This is a genomic window from Streptomyces sp. NPDC086549 (genome assembly GCF_044746205.1).
Classification (GTDB): domain Bacteria; phylum Actinomycetota; class Actinomycetes; order Streptomycetales; family Streptomycetaceae; genus Streptomyces.
In genome coordinates this window covers 263,048-281,608 of the sequence record NZ_JBIVBS010000005.1, presented here as the reverse complement: position 1 = coordinate 281,608, position 18,561 = coordinate 263,048, and the positions used below count along the sequence as shown (strand labels likewise).

Here is an 18,561-nt window from a genome sequence, read left to right as displayed (position 1 = left end):
CCACGCGCAGCCGAAACCAGCCTCGCCGTCGGGAATTGGAGGGAGGGAAAATCCACAACCCGAGGATCGCACCACCCACCGTATGGATTCAGTCACAGACTGATATGTGAACCGCGTACACGGGGCCCCTGGTGCCTGACACGGGACCACGCCCCACGAGAACGTCCGCCAGGCCGGAATTTCCCGACGGCTTCAGTCATATGACGGAAGCCGTTTGGTCCGTCCGCTCACATCCTGAATACAAACGACACACCCGCGGTGAGTCCAGAAGTGCACGACAACAGGGCCGACCGGAACACTGCCCGCATCGCAAGGAGTGACGCACTGATGACCACCATGCGCGCTGTACGAGCCCACAAGCGGGGCGGTCCGGAGCAGCTGGTGTATGAGAGCGCGCCACGTCCCGAGCCGGCCGCGGGCGAGGTACTTGTGGCCGTGCACGCGGCCTCCATCACGAGCGGCGAGCTCGCCTGGGATGCCACCTGGACCGACAGCTTCGACGGGAGCGGCGGCGACCGGACGCCGATCGTTCCTTCCCACGAGGTCAGCGGAGTCGTGGCCGCACTCGGCCCAGGGGTCGGCGGCCTCTCCGTGGGAGACGAGGTGTACGGACTGATCCCGTTCACGCGCGACGGAGCCACCGCCGAGTACGTCACCGTTCCCGCGGACGCGCTGGCAGTGAAGCCGTCCCGGCTGGACCATGCCGGTGCGGCCGCCGTCCCGCTGGCCGCCCTCACGGCCTGGCAGGCGCTGGTCGGCAAGGCTTCACTGGCGTCCGGGCAGCACGTCCTCGTCCACGGCGGGGCCGGAGGCGTCGGCTCCTTCGCCGTGCAGATCGCCGCGGCGCTCGGCGCGAGAGTGACGGCAACGGCGTCCGCACGCGACCGGGAATTCGTATCGGGGCTCGGTGCGGACCAGGTCATCGACTACGCCGACGAGCGCTTCGAGGACCATGTGGACGGCGCCGACGTCGTGCTGGACACCGTGGGCGGCGAAACGCTGAACCGCTCGTGGTCGGCGCTGCGCCCGGGCGGCACCCTGGTCAGCATCGTGCAGCCGCCGAATCCCGATGACGCCGCCTCGCGCGGAGCACGGGGGGTGTTCTTCGTCGTGGAGCCGGACCGTACCGGTCTGGAGGCCGTCACCGCGCTGATCGACGACGGCCGTCTCACGCCGGTCGTGGACCGTGTCGTCACCCTGCCCGAGACCCGTGCCGCCTACGAGGCCCTGGAGTCGGAGCATCCCCGCGGGAAGATCGTGATCCAGGTGAACGAGAACGACGGAGACGATGGCGCCGCCTGAATCGGGACCTCATGGGTCACCGGGTCGACCGCCCGGTGACCCATGACGTATGCCTGGCACAACCGTCATGATGCCGGGAAGCGGGTGAAGGGCGTGCGGCCTCCGGTCAGCCGGCGGCCACACGCCCCCAGAAGGGGGTTATCCGGTCTGGCGCACGGCGTCGAGAACGATACGCAGCACCGCCCGCGGGTGGGACACCATGACGGCATGCGAGGACTTCACGTACTCGACGTGGGCGTGCGCACGCTTGGCCATGAACCGCTGGCCTGCCGGTGGAATGGCCTTGTCGTTCAGCGTGACGAGGTCCCAGGACGGGATGGTCTTCCACGCCGGCTCACCGGACGGCTCGGTCTCGGCGGTGTAGGACAGGGGCCTCTGCGTCGCGGCCATCACCGACGCGTCGGTGGCGGATACGTCGGCGGCGAACACCCCTCGGAAGTCATGGGGTTTGATGTATATGTCCGCATCCTGGCCGCCCTGCGCGGACGGGTTCGGGGCCGGGCGGACGAGGGTCGTGTCGGGGCCGAGCAGCGATCCGGGGTACTTCTGCGGATCGAGCACGGTCTCGATGCTCTCTCCCTTGTCCGGGACGAACGCCCCCACGTACACCAACGCCTTGACATTGCCGGCTCCGCGGGCCGCGTTGGTGATGACCGCGCCACCGTAGGAGTGTCCGACCAGCACGACCGGTCCCTTGATCGACTGCAGGACCGAGCGAATGTAGTCGGCGTCGCCGGTGACACCGCGCAGCGGATTCGCCGCAGCGACGACCGGATAGCCGAGACGCTGGAGATCCGCGATTTCCGTGCTCCATCCGCTCGAATCGGCGAAAGCTCCGTGAACGAGGACGATGGTGGGTTTGGTGGTGTTGCCAGGGCTGTCGTCTGCGGCGGCAACCGAGCCGACCGCGCTCGGCAGAAATGCCGTGAGAGCCACGCTGAAGGTCAGAACCGGGTACATCCAGCGTCGCCTGAGCGAGCGAAGGCCGACGGACATGTCTTTCCCCTTCCGGGAGTTGAGGTGCCCTTTCAAAACAGGGTTGGAGCAATGCCGGTTTCATCCGACGCCGCTACGACGACGATAAAGAGCAAGGTCCGTCAGAGACTTCGGTCATTTGACTGTCTCAACTTCGACAGCGACTGGTGATTCGACCCTCGAACTCGCCGACGGCGCGTCTGTCGCGCAGTCGGGCCCGTCGAGCCTCGCCCTGGTACGGCGCCGGGGCTTGTGGAATGTGGCCGGCGACCGGGGACGGCCGTCGTGGCCCGGCCTCAGGCAGCGCAGCGCGTGTCGGTGGATTCTGCCTACGGAGCCGGACGTCCTCACGCTCTCTCCGTCAGGCCGCCCCACACCCCGTCCCGCGCTACCGTGTCCTGACCACCGGCGACGGCCGAGAGTCCGCAGGTGGCCGGGCGTCGGCACGGACGGGACGGTGGCAGGTGGCGCAGCACGAGCATCGGCTCATCGGGCGACAGAAGGAGCTCGCGCGGTTGGAGCAGATGCTGACGGCTCCCCCACACCAGGCCTTCGCCGTACTGCGCGGCGAAGCGGGTACGGGCAAGAGCGCGCTGCTTCAGGCAGCCGTGTCGCTGGCCGCCGAGGCGGGACTGTGGGTCATCGGTTCGTCCGGCGTGGAAGCGGAGTCCGAATTGCCGTTCGCCGGTCTGCACCAGCTCCTTCTGCCGCTTCTGCCGTACAGCGCCCACGTGCCCGCTGCGTCGCGAACGATCCTGGAGCAGGTCACGGGCATGCGCGCGGGGGCGGCACCGCGTATGGCGGAGGTCGCCGGCGTGATGCTCTCGCTCATCGCCGCCGCGGCGGAGGACCGGCCCTTGTTCTTCGCCGTCGACGATGCGCACTGGTTCGACGGCGAAAGCGCCAGGGTCTGCACGTTCGTGATGCGCCGGGCCGGTGCGGTCGGCGGCCGCGGCGTCATCACCGTACGGGCGGACGTGCCGTCCGCCTTCGACGACGCCGGGCTCGACGAGATCGAGGTCGGGCCGCTGCGCCGGCAGGAGGCGGCAGCGCTGCTGGAGCGCACCGGTGGCTACCTCGATCCGGCCGCCCGTGAGCGCGTGCTGCGCTGGGCCGAGGGCAATCCACTCGCGCTGATCGAGCTGCCCAAGACGGCCGGGCGCGTGCCCGCGGACCCGGCCGGACAGGCCTCTCCATTGCCCCTCACGCGCCGCCTGGAGAGTCTGTACGCACACCGGATCTCCGAGCTGACGCCCGCCACCCAGGAGGCTCTGCTGCTGGCCGCCCTGGACGGTCTGGCCTCCGTGGCCGGGCCCCGCCGTCCCGCGCTGGAACGGCGGTTGGGCGATGTGGACGAGGCGATCGGCCGCGGGCTGCTGGTGGTCGACCCGGCGACCGGCCAGCTCGGCTTCCGGCATCCACTCGTACGTTCCGCGGTCGTCCAGCTCTCCTCGCCCAACCTCCGCCGGGCGGCCCACGCCGAACTCGCCGCGCTGTATCCGGACGACCAGGAGCGGCGGGCGCACCATCTTGCCGAGGCGACGGTGGATCCGGACGAGAAGGTCGCCGCGCTGCTGGAGCACGCTGCCGAGACGGCGACCAGGCGCGGAGCCTCTTCCGTCGCGGTCGGCTGGCTGGAGCGGGCCGCGCAGCTCAGCGAGAGACCGGATCAGCGCGCCCGGCGGCTGGCTGAGGCGGCCTTCGTCGCCGGACAGTCGGCCCAGCTCGAACGGGCGCAACAGCTGTCGGAGAGCGCGGGCACGGCCCCTGCCGACGTGGTCATCGCCGAGTGCTACGCCGCCCTGTACCGGGACGGTGAGGTGCGCACCACGCATCGTAGAGTCGTCGCCGCCCTGGAAGGGCTGGACCCTGTCCGGGCCGGGCCGACGGTGGAGCGACTGATCAACCTCCTGCTGGTGATCTCCCTTTTCGCGGCCGACACCACCACCTGGAGCATCACCGAGTCCTGTGTGGACCGTTTCTGCGATCCCGCCGGTCCCGCGGGGTCGGCCGGCCGCCTCTACCGCGACGTGTGGGGCGACGTGGTCCGCCGGGGCGCGGGGGGCGTCGAGCGCCTGCGTCAGGAGTTCGTCCGCGCCACGTCCGACCGACCGTGGGAGGTCATGCGGCTGCTGGTCAGCGCCTACTATCTCGACGCGCTCGACGAGTTCCGCACCCTGCTGACCCGTCTGGTGGCCCGTGAAGGAGAGGCAGGCGCCGCCGGAAACGCCATGACGCTGCTCCAACTCGTGATGCTGGACCATATGGGGGCAGGCCGCTGGGCCGACGCCGAACAGACGGGCCACCGCGGCCTGGAGCTGACCGCACGGCACGGCTACGCGCTCTTCGCCCATCAGTACCGCGCGTTTCTCGCCATGGTCGCCGTCTGCCGTGGTGACACCGATACGGCCGACGGTCATCGCAGGGCGGTGGAGGACTGGGCCCGGCCCCGAGGGATCGGCTACCTGACCCAGTACGCCGACGCCGTCAGCGCGCTGAGCGCACTGGCGCGCTCCGACGATGCGGCCGCCTACCGTTTCGCGACCGGCATCACGGCGCCCGGGGAGTTCACGCCGTACAACCAGCAGGCGCCGCGGACCCTGCTGGATTTCGTCGAAGCGGCTGTGCGCAGCGGACACCTCGACGAGGCCCGCCGTCATGTGCGGGCGGCCGTCGCGGACGGGCTGCCCGCCATTTCCCCGCGCCTGGCGCTCGTCACCGCCGCGGCACAGGCCATGACCGCAGAGAATCAGGCATCCGGCCTGTACCAGCGGGCTCTCGCGTTGCCGGGTGCCGCCGTGTTCCCCTTCGAGACCGCTCGCATCCGCCTGGCCTACGGTCAGCGATTGCGCCGTGACCATGAGACAAGAGCGGCACGCGAACAGCTGGAGGAGGCCCTGCGGGTCCTCACCGAGCTCGGCGCCGTGCCGTGGGCCGAGCGGGCCCGTTCCGAACTCGCCGCCGCCGGAGCCTCGTTCGGCGCGCGCGGCGAGGGATGGCAGTCGCTGACCGTGCAGGAGCGGCAGATCGCCGAACTCGCGGCGACCGGACTGACGAACAAGGAGATCGGGGCGAAGCTGTTTCTGTCCCCGCGCACGGTCAGCTCACATCTGTACCGCATCTTCCCCAAATTGGGGATCACCAGCCGCGCCGCGCTCCGCGACGCCCTCGACGCCGGCACCGGCGCGGCTCCGCCCGACGAGGTCTGACCTCGTCCGCCGGCACCGTGCGTCCCGACGTGTTGTGCGCACTGCGGGTGGTGCGTGCCGTCCCTGGAAACGACGGCGGCGCGGTATGCCTGCCCCTCGGTCATGCCCCAACCCCGCCGTTTGCGTCATCTGACTGAGGCGACCGGGATGACGCTGACGGCACCTTGGAGAGCACCACAGGAGATCGCATCAGGCGGTCCTCCGTCACAGGGAGGCTCTCATGACGGACCAGCGCACCCCCGTCGTCCTGATCCACGGCCTGTGGCTGCACTCCTCCTCCTGGCACCCCTGGACGGAGCTGCTGCATGCCGAGGGATTCGCCCCGCTCGCCCCCGGCTGGCCCGGCGAACCGGACACCGTGCCCGCCGCACGGTCACATCCGCAGACCATGGCCGGAGCAGGCATAGACGAGGTGGCCGAGCACTACGCGGCCCTCATCAAGGCGCTGCCGACCCCGCCCGTGCTGATCGGACACTCCTTCGGCGGCCTGATCGCCCAGAAACTTCTCGGCCTCGGCCTGGGACGGGCCGCAGTGGCGATCGACCCGGCGCCGATCAAGGGGGTCAGACCCCTGCCGTTCACACAGCTGCGCTCCGCCTCCCCGGTTCTCCGTAACCCGGCCAACCGGTCCCGAACGGTTTCCCTCACAGCGGCGCAGTTCCGCTACGCGTTCGGCAACGCGATCACACAGCAGGAATCCGACGCCCTGTTCGAGGCACACGCCATTCCTGCCCCCGGCCGACCACTCTTCGAAGCGGCATTCGCCAACTTCAGCCGCAAGTCACCGGCCGCGATCGACACCGGCAACACCCATCGAGGACCCCTGTTGCTCATCTCGGGCCAACGCGATCACACCGTGCCGGACGTCGTCACTCGCGCCGCCTACAAGCTGTACGGCGACTCGACAGCCACCACCGACCTCAAGCAACTTCCGGACCGCGGCCACTCCCTCGTCGTCGACCAGGGCTGGCGGGCCGTCGCCGACTGCGCCCTGGGCTGGCTGGCCCGCCAGGGCATCACCGGCCGGTCCAGCACCGCCGGCCTCTGACCACGGGCATCGAACGAACATCGAAGACAATGAAGACAATGAAGACATCAAGGAAGAGATCATGGATCTGCATCTGAAGGACAAGGCCGTCGTCGTCACCGGTGCGAGCCGCGGCATCGGACTCGCCGTCACCCAAGCCTTCGTCGAGGAAGGCGCCCGCGTCGTGGCCGGCGCCCGTACCACCACCCCCGAACTCGCCGAGCTGGCAGCCACCGGATCAGTGATCCCGGTGACCGCCGACCTGGCGACGGCGAGTGGCGTGGAAGCGCTCATCGAAACAGCAGTGGAACGGCTCGGCGGCATCGACGTCCTGGTCAACAACGTCGGCAGGGCCCAGCCGCGGCTGGGCGGCTTCGCCTCCGTCACCGACGAACAGTGGCTCGAGACCCTGACCATCAACCTGCTGAGCGCGGTGCGCGCCTCACGCGCGGCTCTCCCCGCACTGCTGGCCTCGCGCGGTTCCATCGTCACGATCAGCTCGGTCAACGCCTTCCTGCCCGACCCCGGCGTCATCGACTACACGGCCTCCAAGGCGGCCCTCACCAACTTCTCCAAGGCTCTGTCCAAGGAAGTGTCCCCACAGGGTGTACGCGTCAACAGCATCGCGCCCGGTCCGGTGAGCACCGACCTGTGGATGGGGCCCGGGGGCATGGCCGACACCATCGCGGCCGCCATGGGCGTCGCCCCGCAGGAAGCCGTGGACCAGACGATCGACGGCCTCGGCGGCTTCGCCACCGGTCGCTTCACCCGCCCCGACGAGGTCGCCGACCTCGTCCTGATGCTCGCCGGCGACCGCGCCGCCAACATCACAGGCGCCGACTTCACCATCGACGGCGGTCTCATCAAGACGCTCTGAATCAATCCCGTCGCAGCGCCCTGCGCCCGCCTCGCCCAGCCGGCGAGCGGGCGCAGACGTCTTCGGCACAGCGTTCGCAGCGCGTGCCTGCCTGTCATCATCATTGGATGACAGACAGGCAGCTACCGGCAGGTTGGACCCTGGAGGAGATCCGCACGGTCTCTGGCGACCGGGAGGCCACACCACTCGACATCGATCGCGTCGTGACGGGCTGGCCGGCACAAGACGAGCGGCTCGATCCCGAGATCATCCTGGGATTCCACGGACTCTGCCTGGTGAAGGCCGTCAACGACGACGACTGGTACATGGGCAGCCTGAACGACGACGGCAGCGTCATCTGCTGGAGCATCTACGGCGACCTCTACGAGGCACTTCGCGGCCTGTAGCCCGACCGCACCTGTATCGGCTGGACGGCAGCGCCAGTCTCGGTTTCCGTCTCATTCGACGCCGTTCACTGCCGTTCAGACGAGATCCGAAGCCGCCCCGCGCCGACGCCCAGCCGCCTGCCACGAGGCAGTGCCGGAAAGCCATGTGCGCCAGACATGTCGGGTGTTCGGTATCTCGGGGCGGTCGAGGAGCCACAGCACGTAGCTCGCGTGAAGCAGTGCCGCAGGGTTGCCCGAGCGCTTCGCACTGTGAAGCCTGTCGCGCAGCTCGTCTCCGTCCACTGCACGGGCCACACGCACGTATTCACGATCCTTGCACCGGTAGGTCCGCTGGACCGCCAGGCCGACCAGATCGACAAGCCTCGCTCTCAAGTGTTGATCGTGGTCGGTGGCGGCCAGGTCACGGATCAGAGCTTCTTTCGCGCCCCACGCCTTGGCGTGCTCCGTCCACTCCAGCGGATAGCGTGCCTCCCACTCCAGGAAGAGCAGGGCAAGGGGCAACCGCGGCCACGTGCTGATCTCCCCATGGCCGTACTTGCTCCCGCCGTACAGCGCTCCCGGAAAGCAACGCCCGGAAGCCCTGCGATAAGCCCGCATCCTGGGTCTGAACCACAGCCTCCGGAACCGGCCTTCGCGCAAGCGGTCAAACGCCGCCTCGACCTCCGTGCGGGCTCTGGCGTGACGGTCGAGGGCAGCCGCGCGCTCAGCGAGGTCCGGTGATATCAGGCCGTAAGCCCACGCCAAGCCCTCGACCTCATGGTCGTCGTCGTTGCCTGAACCTGCCGCTTGTGTCACAGGAGAGATCATCTCGTGAGAGACACGCGACCACTGATCAACAAGAGTGACCCACTGCCCGCGACTGCTGCCTGCCGGCGTCTCCGGCTGTTGAGAGGCGGCCGCTCAGACCGCGTGGAAGTCGCGAAGGGACCAGGTCGCGATGTCGCTCGGCGGCATCAGGAATGAGGTCGCTGGAGTCCCTGGAGGAGGAGAGCGATCAGGCGTCGGGGGTTGTAGCGGGGGTCGTCGTCGCGTCCGACACAGAGGTTGCCGATGCCGCGCATCAGCTCGTACGGCTGCGTGCCGGGCCTGATGTCGCCGGCCTCGACCGCAGCGTCAAGCAGTTGATCGCAGACGGGCAGCAGGCGGTCGAGGAAGTAGGCGTGCAGCGCGGCGAAGCGGTCGCTGTCGGACTGCAGGGCGTCGGCGAGTCCGTGCTTGGTGACCAGGAAGTCGACGAAGAGGTCGATCCATTGGCGCAGCGCGTCGAACGGGGAGTCGGCACTGGCCAGCAGGTCCGGGCCGGCCTCCGCGCATTCCTCGATCTGGTGGTGGTAGACGGCGGTGACGAGATCCGCCCGGGTCGGGAAGTGGCGGTAGATCGTGGCCATGCCAACGCCCGCCCTGGCTGCGATCTGGCGGATCGGCGCGTCGACGCCGGAGATGACGAATACCTCGGCGGCGGCGGCGAGCACCGTGTGCCGGTTGCGCTGCGCGTCGGCTCGCTTGCCTCGGGACGGCGTATCTCCTGCAGGGCTCTCGGTGGCCATCACGCAGTCCTTCCCAACCGATTGACAAAACGGAGCATCGCTCCGGAAACTAAATGGAGCGTCGCTCCGCTTCAGGTTAGCCGAAGCGAGTCGCTCCTGACCGCCTTGCCCGTCGCCGGTCGCAGGAGACCAGCGACGGCAGCTGCCACCGAAAGGGAATCCACCTCGTGAGCACATCCACTGCCACCAGCGCCGACATCTTGGGCACGCCCGTCCCGGTCCTGTCCTTCAGCCCCGTGGTCCTCTCCGTGCCCGGACGCCCCGTGGACCTCCAGGTGCGCGTCTCCGTACCCGCGACCGGAACCGGCCTCCCCGTCATCCTCCTCTCCCACGGTCACGGCCCCTCGAACAACCTCTCCTCGCTCAACGGCTACGCGCCGCTTGCCAACTTCTGGGCCGCCCACGGATTCGCTGTCGTCCAGCCCACCCACCTCACCTCCCGGACACTGAGCCACCTCGTCGCCGACGCACCCGGCGCGCCCGACTTCTGGCGCTCCCGCGCCGAGGACATGACACACATCCTCGACCGGCTCGACGTGATCGAGCGCACCGTGCCGCAGCTCGCGGGGCGGATCGACCCCACCAAGGTCGCCGCCGCCGGACACTCGCTGGGCGGCTTCACCGCCGCCCTCCTGCTGGGCGCCGGGCTCAACGACCCCGATACCGGCAGCGTGGTGCACCTCATCGAGCCCCGGATCAAGGCGGGCGTACTGCTCGCGGCGCCCGGCAGAGGTGGCGAAGTCCTCAACGGGCCCATGGCCGAGCAGTGGCCGATCATCGGGGCCGTCGACTTCTCCACCATGACCACACCCGCGCTGGTCGTCGCCGGCGACAAGGACGATTCCCGGCACTTCACAGACATGGGGCCGGACTGGCACGCCGACCCCTACACCCTCGCCCCCGGCCCCAAGACCCTGCTCACCCTGTTCGACGCGGAGCACGGACTTGGCGGGATCGCCGGATACGACGCCGCCGAGACCACGGACGAGAACCCCGAGCGAGTCGCCGCCCTCGCCCGGCTCACCACGGCCTACCTCAGCACCCAGCTTCGCCCCGGCGCCTCTACGTGGCCGACCGAATGCGAGGCACTGACGACCGGCCCCGCCCCAGTAGGACGCGTCGAATCCAAGTAGACCTCCCCCTTGCTCAGGCTGCCGGGCGAGGCGGAAGAGGCACACAAGGACAGCCGGCGGGCTCGTACTCGACGACGGTGTCCGGGCAGCCGACGGCCACGGTGTGAAGTGCCTCGGCACCCAGGGCCCTCAGCCGTGATCGGCCGCCTCCGCGCTGCCCGGACTCCCGCACTGTTCGAAATCACAACCGACCTGGCGATCCATCCCGCGCGTTCCCGCACTACTGCCCTCCAAAGAAACCGAAACCCGCCCCGAACCTGTAACGATCATGACAAATCCGGGTAGTCATGCCGACATGCCTCTACGTCGATTACGTCGATTACGTCGGTCACGTTCGGGAACCAAACGCCTCGCCGCGCTCGTCGCCGCCGTGGCGCTGATGCTGGTGGGGTGTGACAACGGCGGCACTCCGGTGACGGCCGGCAGCAGCTGACCGTGGCGGCCCTGCCGCTCACCGACTCAGCCGCCCTCTATCTGGCCCGGGACCGCGGGCTGTTCGCCAAGGAGGGCCTGGACGTGCGGATCCAGCCCGTGCAGCAGAGCATCCAGGCGCTGCCCGCACTGCTCAAGGGCCAGGTCGACGTCATCGCGAGCGCGAACTACGTCACCTACTTCCAGGCGTACGAGAAGGGCACCCTGGACCTGCGCATTCTCGCCGAGGGCGTGCGGATCGCCCCGCACATGATGGATGTCCTCGTGCCCAAGGACTCGGCCCTGAAGTCGCCCGCGGACCTCGCCGGCAAGAAGGTCGCCGTCGCCGTCCTGAACAACATCCAGGCCCTGACCCTGAACGCGATCCTCGACGCCCGGCACGCCGGGCGACCCGTCTACCGGCAACGCCCGCGAGGACGGCCGGGACCCGTTCGACCACGACATACCGCCGACCGAGGAGGAGCTCGCCCAGTGGCGCACATGGGCCACGAGCGTGTTCATCCCCAACATCCGGGCGATGCGGGACGTGGTGGTCACCAGGGCGGACCTGCTCATCGAGGAGGAGATGCCCGAGGCGCTGCTGCAGCTCTGCGCGCATGTCTCCGGCTATGAGATCACCGCCGCGCGCTGGGCACAGGGTGACTTCAGGGAGCATCTGTCGGTCGTGCCGTTCCCCGGCCGCGGATTGCGGGAGTACACCCGCGACCGGTTCACCCAGTTGAAGAGTGAGCAGGCCAGGCTGTTGGGGAACACCGGCCGCCGGCCGCGCCAGTGACCGCGAGCGATTCACTCCTCCAGATGCGGCCGGCCCTGGGAGTTCGCTGAGCGAGGCAAGTGCCAACTGGCCGGGCCCGAGCTCCCAGGCGCTGGTCCTTGGGCTGGTGTGACTCTCCCCTGCTGCGATGGTGGGACGCGACCCGGCGCCTGCGGGCTCAGTCCAGGCGCGTACCGTGCTCGCTGAGGAGCTGGAGAACGCAGGCCCGCTCGTCAGCGGACATAACAGTTCCGTCGTCCCAATGCGTCACGTCGGTGCGGTACACCGCGAACTGCCAGTGATCTTCGCGGTTCACGATCGGTTCACCGGCGATGGTCGCTGTCTTCCCTGCGGCGATCAGCCTGACTTCGTACGGAGTCGTCTGCTCAACGTCGAACATATTCCACTCACTTGGCAGGACGGTCTGGTCGCTGGCCGCGGCCCGGGGCACTGTCCATTGACGGGAAGGCCGACAGGCGCAGCAGTTGCCGTGAATGATAAGAGACACCCCATCGTGCCCGACGGTCCATGAGACGCGATGCCGGTGACGACGCTCGCGAGGATGACGCTCGTGCTCTGACCATGACCGAAAGCCAGCCCGGCGAAGCCGGCTGTGCCGGCCAGGGCGGCCAGGGCGGCCAGGCAGCATGTACTCGACGCCGGCGCGCAGCACCGACACGGTGAAGCCGATCAGGACGCCGCCCAGGTTGGCCTCAACCGCTACGTCGCACGAGAGATCCATCAGACGATCAGCCCATCCAAGTGGGCGGCGAAATCGACGTGTTGACTTCCACGGCACCGTCACCGTCGCCGCGATCCGGCTCTGGCTTCGTCCATGATCCGCCGGACGGAACCTGGCGGTGAGGCGCTCGAAAACCAGTGGAGCACCGCCGCTGTGCGCCAGTACCGTGCTGCCGAACCGAGTCGTCTAGTCGAGGACGTGCCGTTGTACACCCTGTGAGACCTCCCGAGCGCTGAATCGTCGCGCGTCGCACATGTGCGCCGCGCTCCTTTTTGCTGCGGACTTCTCACTGAAACCGGTGTACTTCTGTGCTCGAAAACTGGGTGGTCGTACCCACCTGCCTGCCGCTCGTTCTCCGTCGTTGCCACACATGCGCGTCCGAGCGCTTCCGGGCGAGCGGCAAATTTCGCGTCAACGCAAACCACAAGCTCATCGACGCCTGGCTCCTCGTGCTCTGTACCGCTTGCGGGGAAACTGCAAAGCTCACGCTCCTGGAGCGGATGAACGTGCGCTCCGTACGCCCTGAGCTGCTGGACCGGCTGCATGACAACGACCCTGGCCTGACAGCTGAGCTGCTCCAGGATCCGGTCGTGCAGCGCCGCAATCGCATCGCCCTCGACTGGGACAACGCCTGGCGTCTCGACACCGGCGGATCGGATCACCTGGACAGCGAGGTGATCGACGTCTCGGTCCGCTTCGCGGCGCGGATCCCTGTCCGGCCGGTGCGACTGATCGCTGAAGGGTGCGGTCTTTCACGGGCCGAGGTCGAGAGACTGATCACGGAGGGCAAGCTCGTTTCCGCAGTCCGGCTGAGCGGCAAGCTCTCCGGCGACTTCACCTTCACGCTCAAGCGCTGAGCCCTCCTCGGGACCACGGGCCTGTCCGGCAGCAAGATCCGCCGGACAGGCCCTGGCCCTCCGAGCCTCAGCGCGGAGGGGCCGTCGCCGAAGGCGTGTGCAGGAGATCAGGCTTGGTAGGCGACCAGCGCCATCATGCCCGCCTCGCCGTGGTAGGCGTTGTGGCAGTGCAGCATCCACTGCCCCGGGTTGTCGGCGTCGAAGAACACCGACACCGTCTTCTTCGGCAGCACGATCGTGGTGTCCTTGCGTGGGCCGTTGTCACCGAGCTGGTAGGTGTGGCCGTGCAGGTGCATCGGGTGCCACATGGTGGTGGTGTTGACGAAGTCGAACCGGATCCGCCGGCCCTGTTCCACGGTGATCGGGTGCGCGGTCGGCTTGTTCATGTCGAACCGCCGGCCGTTGATCGCCCAGTTGTAGCTCATCATTCCGCCGGTCAGCTCGATGCGGTGGACCCGGTCGGCCTTCTTCGACGCCAGTCGGACATCGTCCGCCGCGTGCAGCTGCGATGCGCTCATGAGCATGCCGTCCAGTTCGCTCGGCCGGACGGTCGCCTGGGGAGTGCTGCCGGAGCCGGTGCGGATGACGGCCATGCCGGTGGTGTTCTTTCCCTCGGCCAGCGCCACCAGCGGGAAGGCGCCGTCGCCCAGGGTGACGAGGACGTCGTAGCGTTCGCCCATGCCGATCAGCAGGGCGTCGACCTGCTGGTGCCGGACGGGGAAGCCGTCGGTGTGGGTGATGGTGAGCTTGTGGCCGCCGAGGGCGACGCGGTAGGCGGTGTCGCTGCCGGCGTTGATCAGGCGCAGCCGGATCCTCTTGCGGGGCTTGGTGCGGAAGACTGCCGGGTCGGCCGGAACGCGTCCGTTGATCAGGTGGTAGGGGTACTTCACGTCACCGGCGTCGCCCCCGAGCAGTGGGCTCTGAGCGCCCATCAGCATGAATTTCGTGCCCATGCTTCCGCCGGAGGACGAGGCGGAGGGGGAGCTGGTCGTGCCGTCCATGCTGCCGCTCATGTCCATGCCGCTCATGTCCATGCCGCCCATCGAGCCTTCGCCCATGTGCATCGCGCCCATGCCCTGGCGCAGTTCGGCGAAGACGTCGTCCGGGGTGCCGGTGACGCCGTCGAGCCAGTCGTCGAGGACGACCACCCATTCCTCGTCGTACGCCAGCGGCTCCCTCGGGTCCTCCACGATCAACGGCGCGTACAGGCCCCGGTCGAGCTGGACGCCGACGTGGGGGTGGAAGAAGTAGGTGCCGGGGGCGTCCGTGGTGAATCGGTAGGTGAAGTTGCGTCCTGCCCGGACGGCCGCCTGGGTGGCCGGTGGTGCGCCGTCCATGTCGTTGCGCAAGGCGATGCCGTGCCAGTGGATGGAGGTGGCGGTCTGGTTCGGCAGCTGGTCGGACAGCGTGGCGGCCAGCGTGTCACCGGCCGAGACGCGCAGCTCCTTGCCCGGAATCCGGCCGTCGAAGGCCCAGGTCCTGGCCGTGATCCCAGCGCCCAGGTCGACCCTGGCCTGTGCCGCGGTCAGGGTCAGTTCGTGTGTCCTGCCGCTCCGGGTGCGCTTCTTGTCGGCGGCGGCGACGTCCGCCCCGGAGGGGCTGATCAGGGCAGGCGTGCTGCCGGAACTGCTGCAGGCGGCGAGCGCGCCCGCGCCCGCGACGCCGAGCCCGGCCAGCAGGACGGAGCGGCGGTTCATGCTGTTCACAGAGGTGTCCTTCTTCTCGATATCGCTTCTGTTCGACGCGCGTGCGGCCGGCTGAACGCACGGATGAGCGTGCGCAGCCGCGCGGCGCGGCCTACAGCAGCAATCGAGAGAGGACGGAGAGATCGGGTGGTGCCCGGCCTGTGGATCCCGGGATGTCCCGGCCGACGGCTGCCCCGGCACACAGGGCCGGGGCACAGCCGGTGGAAGGCTGGTGGGGAGGTACGAGTTTCATGTTGTCGACGCCGGCGGCGGAGCAGTGCTGCATCGCGGTGCCGGAGCACGCCCCGCCATCGTCGTGGGCCGCGGTCGGTGCGGTGCCGGCGGATGGCACGGCGTGGCCGCCCGTGTGGACAGAGATCGTCGGCGTGGCCGTATCGTGCATGCCCGCCATGGCCCCGACGGGCGGCAGGTGCGTGATGGCGGCGGCCGTTTCGTGGTGGACGAGAACCGCGAGCGCCGCCGTCAGCGCGATGACGGCAGCCCGCGTCCACCGGAGCGCGGCGCTGCGAGCGCCGTATGTCCGGTGGCGGGCTGTCGTCATGGTTCCCGTCCGCGTTCGATGAGGATCGACTGATCGCCGCCAGTATACCCCGGAGGGGTAAGCTGGTAATCAGAACGACGTCCGTGAGAGACCAACGCAGCGGTGGCCACAGACGCGGTGCGCGGCGCAAGGTGCCGGGAGTCCGGCGAGCTTTGAGCCGACTCCGCACGGCGCCGGGAGCGCGCGGGCATGGAGCGAGTCCGGGCTCGGGGCCTCGCCGGTCATCGGCCGACTTCAGCGGCTCGTGGTCCCCCTGCGCACAAGCTCTCGCCGCACTGATCGACCGAGACGCCACGGACCGACCCACCCGGGGCCGTGGCGCACGAGCACACAGAGCTCACGTGTCGGGGGCGTTCAGGCTCCGCGTCAGGACGGGGCGAGGACGCAGAACTCGTGACCCTCCGGGTCGGCCAGGCACGTCCACGGAACGTCGCCCTGGCCGAGGTCGAGGTCGGTGGCGCCGAGGACCCGCAGCCGGGCCACCTCCGCCGCTTTGTCGTCACCGGGGTACGGCAGCAGGTCGAGATGGACGCGGTCCGGCACGGTCTTCACGTCGGGCGTGCGGAGGAACTCGAGGTACGGGCCGACGCCCTTGGCGGAGCGCAGCACCGCACGATCGTCGGTCACCTCGTGCAGGGTCCAGTCCATCGCCTCGTCCCAGAATCGGGCCATGGCCCGCGGATCCGCGCAGTCGACCACCACCGCGGCGATCGGCCCGGTGTCCCGGTAGATCTCCCGAGGCTCCAGCACGCAGAACTCGTTGCCCTCCGGGTCGGCGAGGACCGTCCACGGCACTTCGCCCTGGCCCACGTGGGCGGGCGTCGCACCGAGAGCCTTCAGGCGCCTGACCAACTCCGCCTGATGGGCCGCAGAGGTGGTGGCGAGATCGAGGTGCACACGGTTCTTTGTCGTTGTCTTGGGTTCCGGGACGGGAACGACGTCGATGCCGACGGCGACCGGGTGCGGCCAAACGAGGCCGCCGGCGGGTCCGACGTAGGTGGTCACGCCGGGGCTGTAGGCACTCCATCCGAGCGCCTCCGCCCAGAACCGGCCGACCGCCGAGCCATCAAGAGCCTTTATGTTCACCATGACAGGTCTCAGTGCCATGCCGACGATCCTATGTACCTGCTCCGCAACGACATCCTCATGGCGATTGCCGCCGGTGCCTCACGTCGTGAAGGTCCGGCGCCGGGCCGGGCGCGTCGACAGTTCCGCGGCGGCCCGGCGCGCGGCGGCCGCGTGGTGGCCGGCGCCCCAGGCCAGGGCGACGCGTTCGGCCAGTGCGTAGGCGTCGGCGGCGGCCTGTTCCTCGCCGACGAGCCGGTACAGGTCGGCCAGGGCATGGGCGAGGGGACGGGTGGCGTATGCGGCGCCGGCGGTGCCGGCGAACTGCTCCCGGACGGGCAGGACGTCCGTGATCAGCATGGCCGCCGTGTCGAAGTCGCGCTGAAGGACCGCGAGTTGGCAGCGGTAGTCGAGCTCCACGCCGTAGAGGTGGTCGGTCACCGGCCGTGGTGGATAGGGCACGTCCCGTGCCTCGTCCAGTCGGCCCAGGCGGGCCAGGACCAGAGCGTGCGCCACGGCGACGGGGGCGCCGACGGCCGCGTGCAGTTCGCGCACGGCCGGTTCGATCTCCGCCGCGCGTCCTTGCGTGAGCCGGATCGTCCACAGGCCCAGCGTGCGGGGTCCCGTGGCGTGGTGCGTCCCGACGCGTTGGAACAAGCCGTCGGCCTGGGCGTACCCGGCCTCCGCTTCGTCGAAGCGTCCTGCGACCGCGGCCAGCATGGCCGATGTGGCGAGGTTGATGCCCTGCGCCCACAGCATCCGGTAGCGGTGCGCCAGTCGAAGGCCCTCGGCGGTGTGCCGGCGCACCGCGGCCGGATCGTTGCGGGTCGCGGCGGTCATGCTGTCGAGGTGCTCGCACACCCAGCGGTAGGCGGGAAGGTCGTGCTGCCGGGCGAGCCGGCGCAGTTCGTCGACGAGCGGTGTACGGGCGCTGCCCTGGACCTCGTGCGGCAGCAGCCTGGCGGACGTCATCAGCGCGGAGGCCAGCAGGCGTGGTTCGCCGTCGGCCCGCGCCAGTTCGAGCAGGATGCGTGCCGCCTCCAGAGCGCGCGGCGCGTCCTCGGCGGCCACCGCGTCGACCAGGACCTGGAGCACCCGTGCACGCGTCGGGCCGTCCAGCGTGTGGTCACGGGAGAGCCGCTCCAGGCGGGCGAGTGCCGCCCGGTCGTAGAAGCCCTCCAGGCGGCTGCGCCAGGGTGAGGGTTCGGTCCCCGCGCCGTAGACCGCCGCGGCCAGGTCGTCCCGGCCCGCTCGTACGGCCAGGCCGATCGCCCGCTGCCGGGTGCGCCGGGCGGCGTCCGTGGCGCCGCAGCGCACCTGTGCCCCCAGCAGGCGCTCCAGCAGGGCGACCGTGCGGTCCGGGTCGGGGTCGGGCGTCGCCGCGGCGTGTGTGTCCAGCGCCTGCTGGATGAGGTCGACGGCCACGTCGTGGGCATACCGCCGCTCGGCCGTCTCGGCCGCGCGCAATGCGTACTCCACGGCCGGCTCGGCATTTGCCGTTCTGCCCGAGCGGGCGAAGTGATGCGCCAAGGCGGCGACGTCCTCGGGGCGGTGGTGGCGCAGTTCTCGGGCGATACGGTCGTGCAGGCGCGAACGGCGGATGCCGGACAGGTCGGTGTACACGGTGTCACGGACGAGCGCGTGCACGAAGCGGACGCGTCCGGGACCGGGTTCGCTCAGCAGATCCGCTGCCACAGCGGCGTCGAGCCCGGCGAGCACGGAGTCCTCGTCCATGTCGGCGGCGTCCACCAGAAGCGAGACGTCGGCCTCCAGGCCCGCCACGGCCACGAGTTGCAGGACCGAGCGCGCGTCCGGCGGCAGCAGCGCCAGTCGCCTGCGCAGCACGTCACGGACGCCTTGGGGGACGTCCGACACGGCCACCAGGGCGCCCTCACTGGCCAGGAGACGCGCACTCTCCCAGACGTAGAAGGGGTTGCCCCCGGTCCGCTCGGCGAGCGCGGTGACCGTGGCCTCGTCCACGGGGGCGCCGCAGACGGCGTCGACCACC

17 protein-coding genes are annotated in these 18,561 nt (G+C 69.5%); 9 read left to right on the top strand and 8 right to left on the bottom strand.

What is annotated here, in order from left to right:
• Positions 1 to 327 precede the first annotated feature (327 nt).
• Entirely contained in the window at positions 328 to 1,302 is a 975-nt protein-coding gene (locus ACIPSA_RS19145) for an NADP-dependent oxidoreductase (protein ID WP_402636075.1), read from the top strand.
• Positions 1,303 to 1,440: 138 nt separating this feature from the next.
• Here the strand turns inward: ACIPSA_RS19145 and ACIPSA_RS19140 are convergent, their stop codons facing one another.
• Positions 1,441 to 2,298, bottom strand: coding sequence for an alpha/beta fold hydrolase (locus ACIPSA_RS19140; protein WP_402636072.1), 858 nt, complete (start codon positions 2,296 to 2,298; stop codon positions 1,441 to 1,443).
• Between the two features lie 236 nt (positions 2,299 to 2,534).
• On the opposite strand from ACIPSA_RS19140, the gene ACIPSA_RS19135 reads away from it, so the two are divergent.
• The 4 genes from ACIPSA_RS19135 (at position 2,535) to ACIPSA_RS19120 (ending at position 7,776) form a co-directional block, all read left to right on the top strand.
• A complete protein-coding gene (locus ACIPSA_RS19135; RefSeq protein WP_402636069.1) occupies positions 2,535 to 5,486 on the top strand; it encodes a LuxR C-terminal-related transcriptional regulator in 2,952 nt (983 codons plus the stop codon).
• A gap of 220 nt (positions 5,487 to 5,706) precedes the next feature.
• Positions 5,707 to 6,534, top strand: a complete 828-nt coding sequence (locus tag ACIPSA_RS19130) for an alpha/beta hydrolase (protein WP_402636066.1) — start codon at positions 5,707 to 5,709, stop codon at positions 6,532 to 6,534.
• A gap of 61 nt (positions 6,535 to 6,595) precedes the next feature.
• Positions 6,596 to 7,390 carry an oxidoreductase gene (locus ACIPSA_RS19125; protein ID WP_402636063.1) on the top strand — a complete coding sequence of 265 codons (795 nt, stop codon included), beginning with the start codon at positions 6,596 to 6,598 and terminating at the stop codon, positions 7,388 to 7,390.
• 107 nt (positions 7,391 to 7,497) lie between these two features.
• Complete coding sequence (locus ACIPSA_RS19120; RefSeq protein WP_402636060.1) at positions 7,498 to 7,776, top strand: hypothetical protein; 279 nt, start codon at positions 7,498 to 7,500, stop codon at positions 7,774 to 7,776.
• Positions 7,777 to 7,851: 75 nt separating this feature from the next.
• Here ACIPSA_RS19120 and ACIPSA_RS19115 read toward each other — a convergent pair whose 3' ends face one another.
• Together ACIPSA_RS19115 and ACIPSA_RS19110 are read right to left on the bottom strand one after the other, a co-directional pair.
• Positions 7,852 to 8,583, bottom strand: a complete 732-nt coding sequence (locus ACIPSA_RS19115) for a hypothetical protein (RefSeq protein ID WP_402636056.1) — start codon at positions 8,581 to 8,583, stop codon at positions 7,852 to 7,854.
• A gap of 146 nt (positions 8,584 to 8,729) precedes the next feature.
• The gene (locus ACIPSA_RS19110) at positions 8,730 to 9,323 is read right to left on the bottom strand and encodes a TetR/AcrR family transcriptional regulator (RefSeq protein ID WP_402636053.1); all 594 of its coding nucleotides are present in this window, start codon (positions 9,321 to 9,323) and stop codon (positions 8,730 to 8,732) included.
• 167 nt (positions 9,324 to 9,490) lie between these two features.
• On the opposite strand from ACIPSA_RS19110, the gene ACIPSA_RS19105 reads away from it, so the two are divergent.
• From ACIPSA_RS19105 to ACIPSA_RS19095, 3 genes are all read left to right on the top strand, one after another.
• Positions 9,491 to 10,456 carry an alpha/beta hydrolase family protein gene (locus ACIPSA_RS19105; protein WP_402636050.1) on the top strand — a complete coding sequence of 322 codons (966 nt, stop codon included), beginning with the start codon at positions 9,491 to 9,493 and terminating at the stop codon, positions 10,454 to 10,456.
• 435 nt (positions 10,457 to 10,891) lie between these two features.
• Complete coding sequence (locus ACIPSA_RS19100) at positions 10,892 to 11,500, top strand: ABC transporter substrate-binding protein (protein ID WP_402636047.1); 609 nt, start codon at positions 10,892 to 10,894, stop codon at positions 11,498 to 11,500.
• Positions 11,454 to 11,663, top strand: a complete 210-nt coding sequence (locus tag ACIPSA_RS19095; protein ID WP_402636044.1) for a hypothetical protein — start codon at positions 11,454 to 11,456, stop codon at positions 11,661 to 11,663. The genes ACIPSA_RS19100 and ACIPSA_RS19095 overlap by 47 nt, the downstream gene beginning before the upstream one ends.
• A gap of 157 nt (positions 11,664 to 11,820) precedes the next feature.
• Here the strand turns inward: ACIPSA_RS19095 and ACIPSA_RS19090 are convergent, their stop codons facing one another.
• Positions 11,821 to 12,042, bottom strand: coding sequence for a hypothetical protein (locus ACIPSA_RS19090; RefSeq protein WP_402636041.1), 222 nt, complete (start codon positions 12,040 to 12,042; stop codon positions 11,821 to 11,823).
• A gap of 650 nt (positions 12,043 to 12,692) precedes the next feature.
• Here ACIPSA_RS19090 and ACIPSA_RS19085 point away from each other — a divergent pair.
• Positions 12,693 to 13,241, top strand: a complete 549-nt coding sequence (locus tag ACIPSA_RS19085; RefSeq protein WP_402636038.1) for a DUF1062 domain-containing protein — start codon at positions 12,693 to 12,695, stop codon at positions 13,239 to 13,241.
• A 107-nt stretch (positions 13,242 to 13,348) separates the two neighbouring features.
• Here the strand turns inward: ACIPSA_RS19085 and ACIPSA_RS19080 are convergent, their stop codons facing one another.
• The 4 genes from ACIPSA_RS19080 to ACIPSA_RS19065 form a co-directional block, all read right to left on the bottom strand.
• On the bottom strand, positions 13,349 to 14,947 hold the full coding sequence (locus ACIPSA_RS19080) for a multicopper oxidase family protein (RefSeq protein ID WP_402636035.1): 1,599 nt from the start codon (positions 14,945 to 14,947) through the stop codon (positions 13,349 to 13,351).
• 91 nt (positions 14,948 to 15,038) lie between these two features.
• Complete coding sequence (locus ACIPSA_RS19075; protein WP_402636032.1) at positions 15,039 to 15,488, bottom strand: hypothetical protein; 450 nt, start codon at positions 15,486 to 15,488, stop codon at positions 15,039 to 15,041.
• A 366-nt stretch (positions 15,489 to 15,854) separates the two neighbouring features.
• Positions 15,855 to 16,595 carry a VOC family protein gene (locus ACIPSA_RS19070; RefSeq protein ID WP_402636029.1) on the bottom strand — a complete coding sequence of 247 codons (741 nt, stop codon included), beginning with the start codon at positions 16,593 to 16,595 and terminating at the stop codon, positions 15,855 to 15,857.
• A 60-nt stretch (positions 16,596 to 16,655) separates the two neighbouring features.
• Entirely contained in the window at positions 16,656 to 18,560 is a 1,905-nt protein-coding gene (locus tag ACIPSA_RS19065; RefSeq protein WP_402636026.1) for a hypothetical protein, read from the bottom strand.
• Position 18,561: the final 1 nt, after the last annotated feature.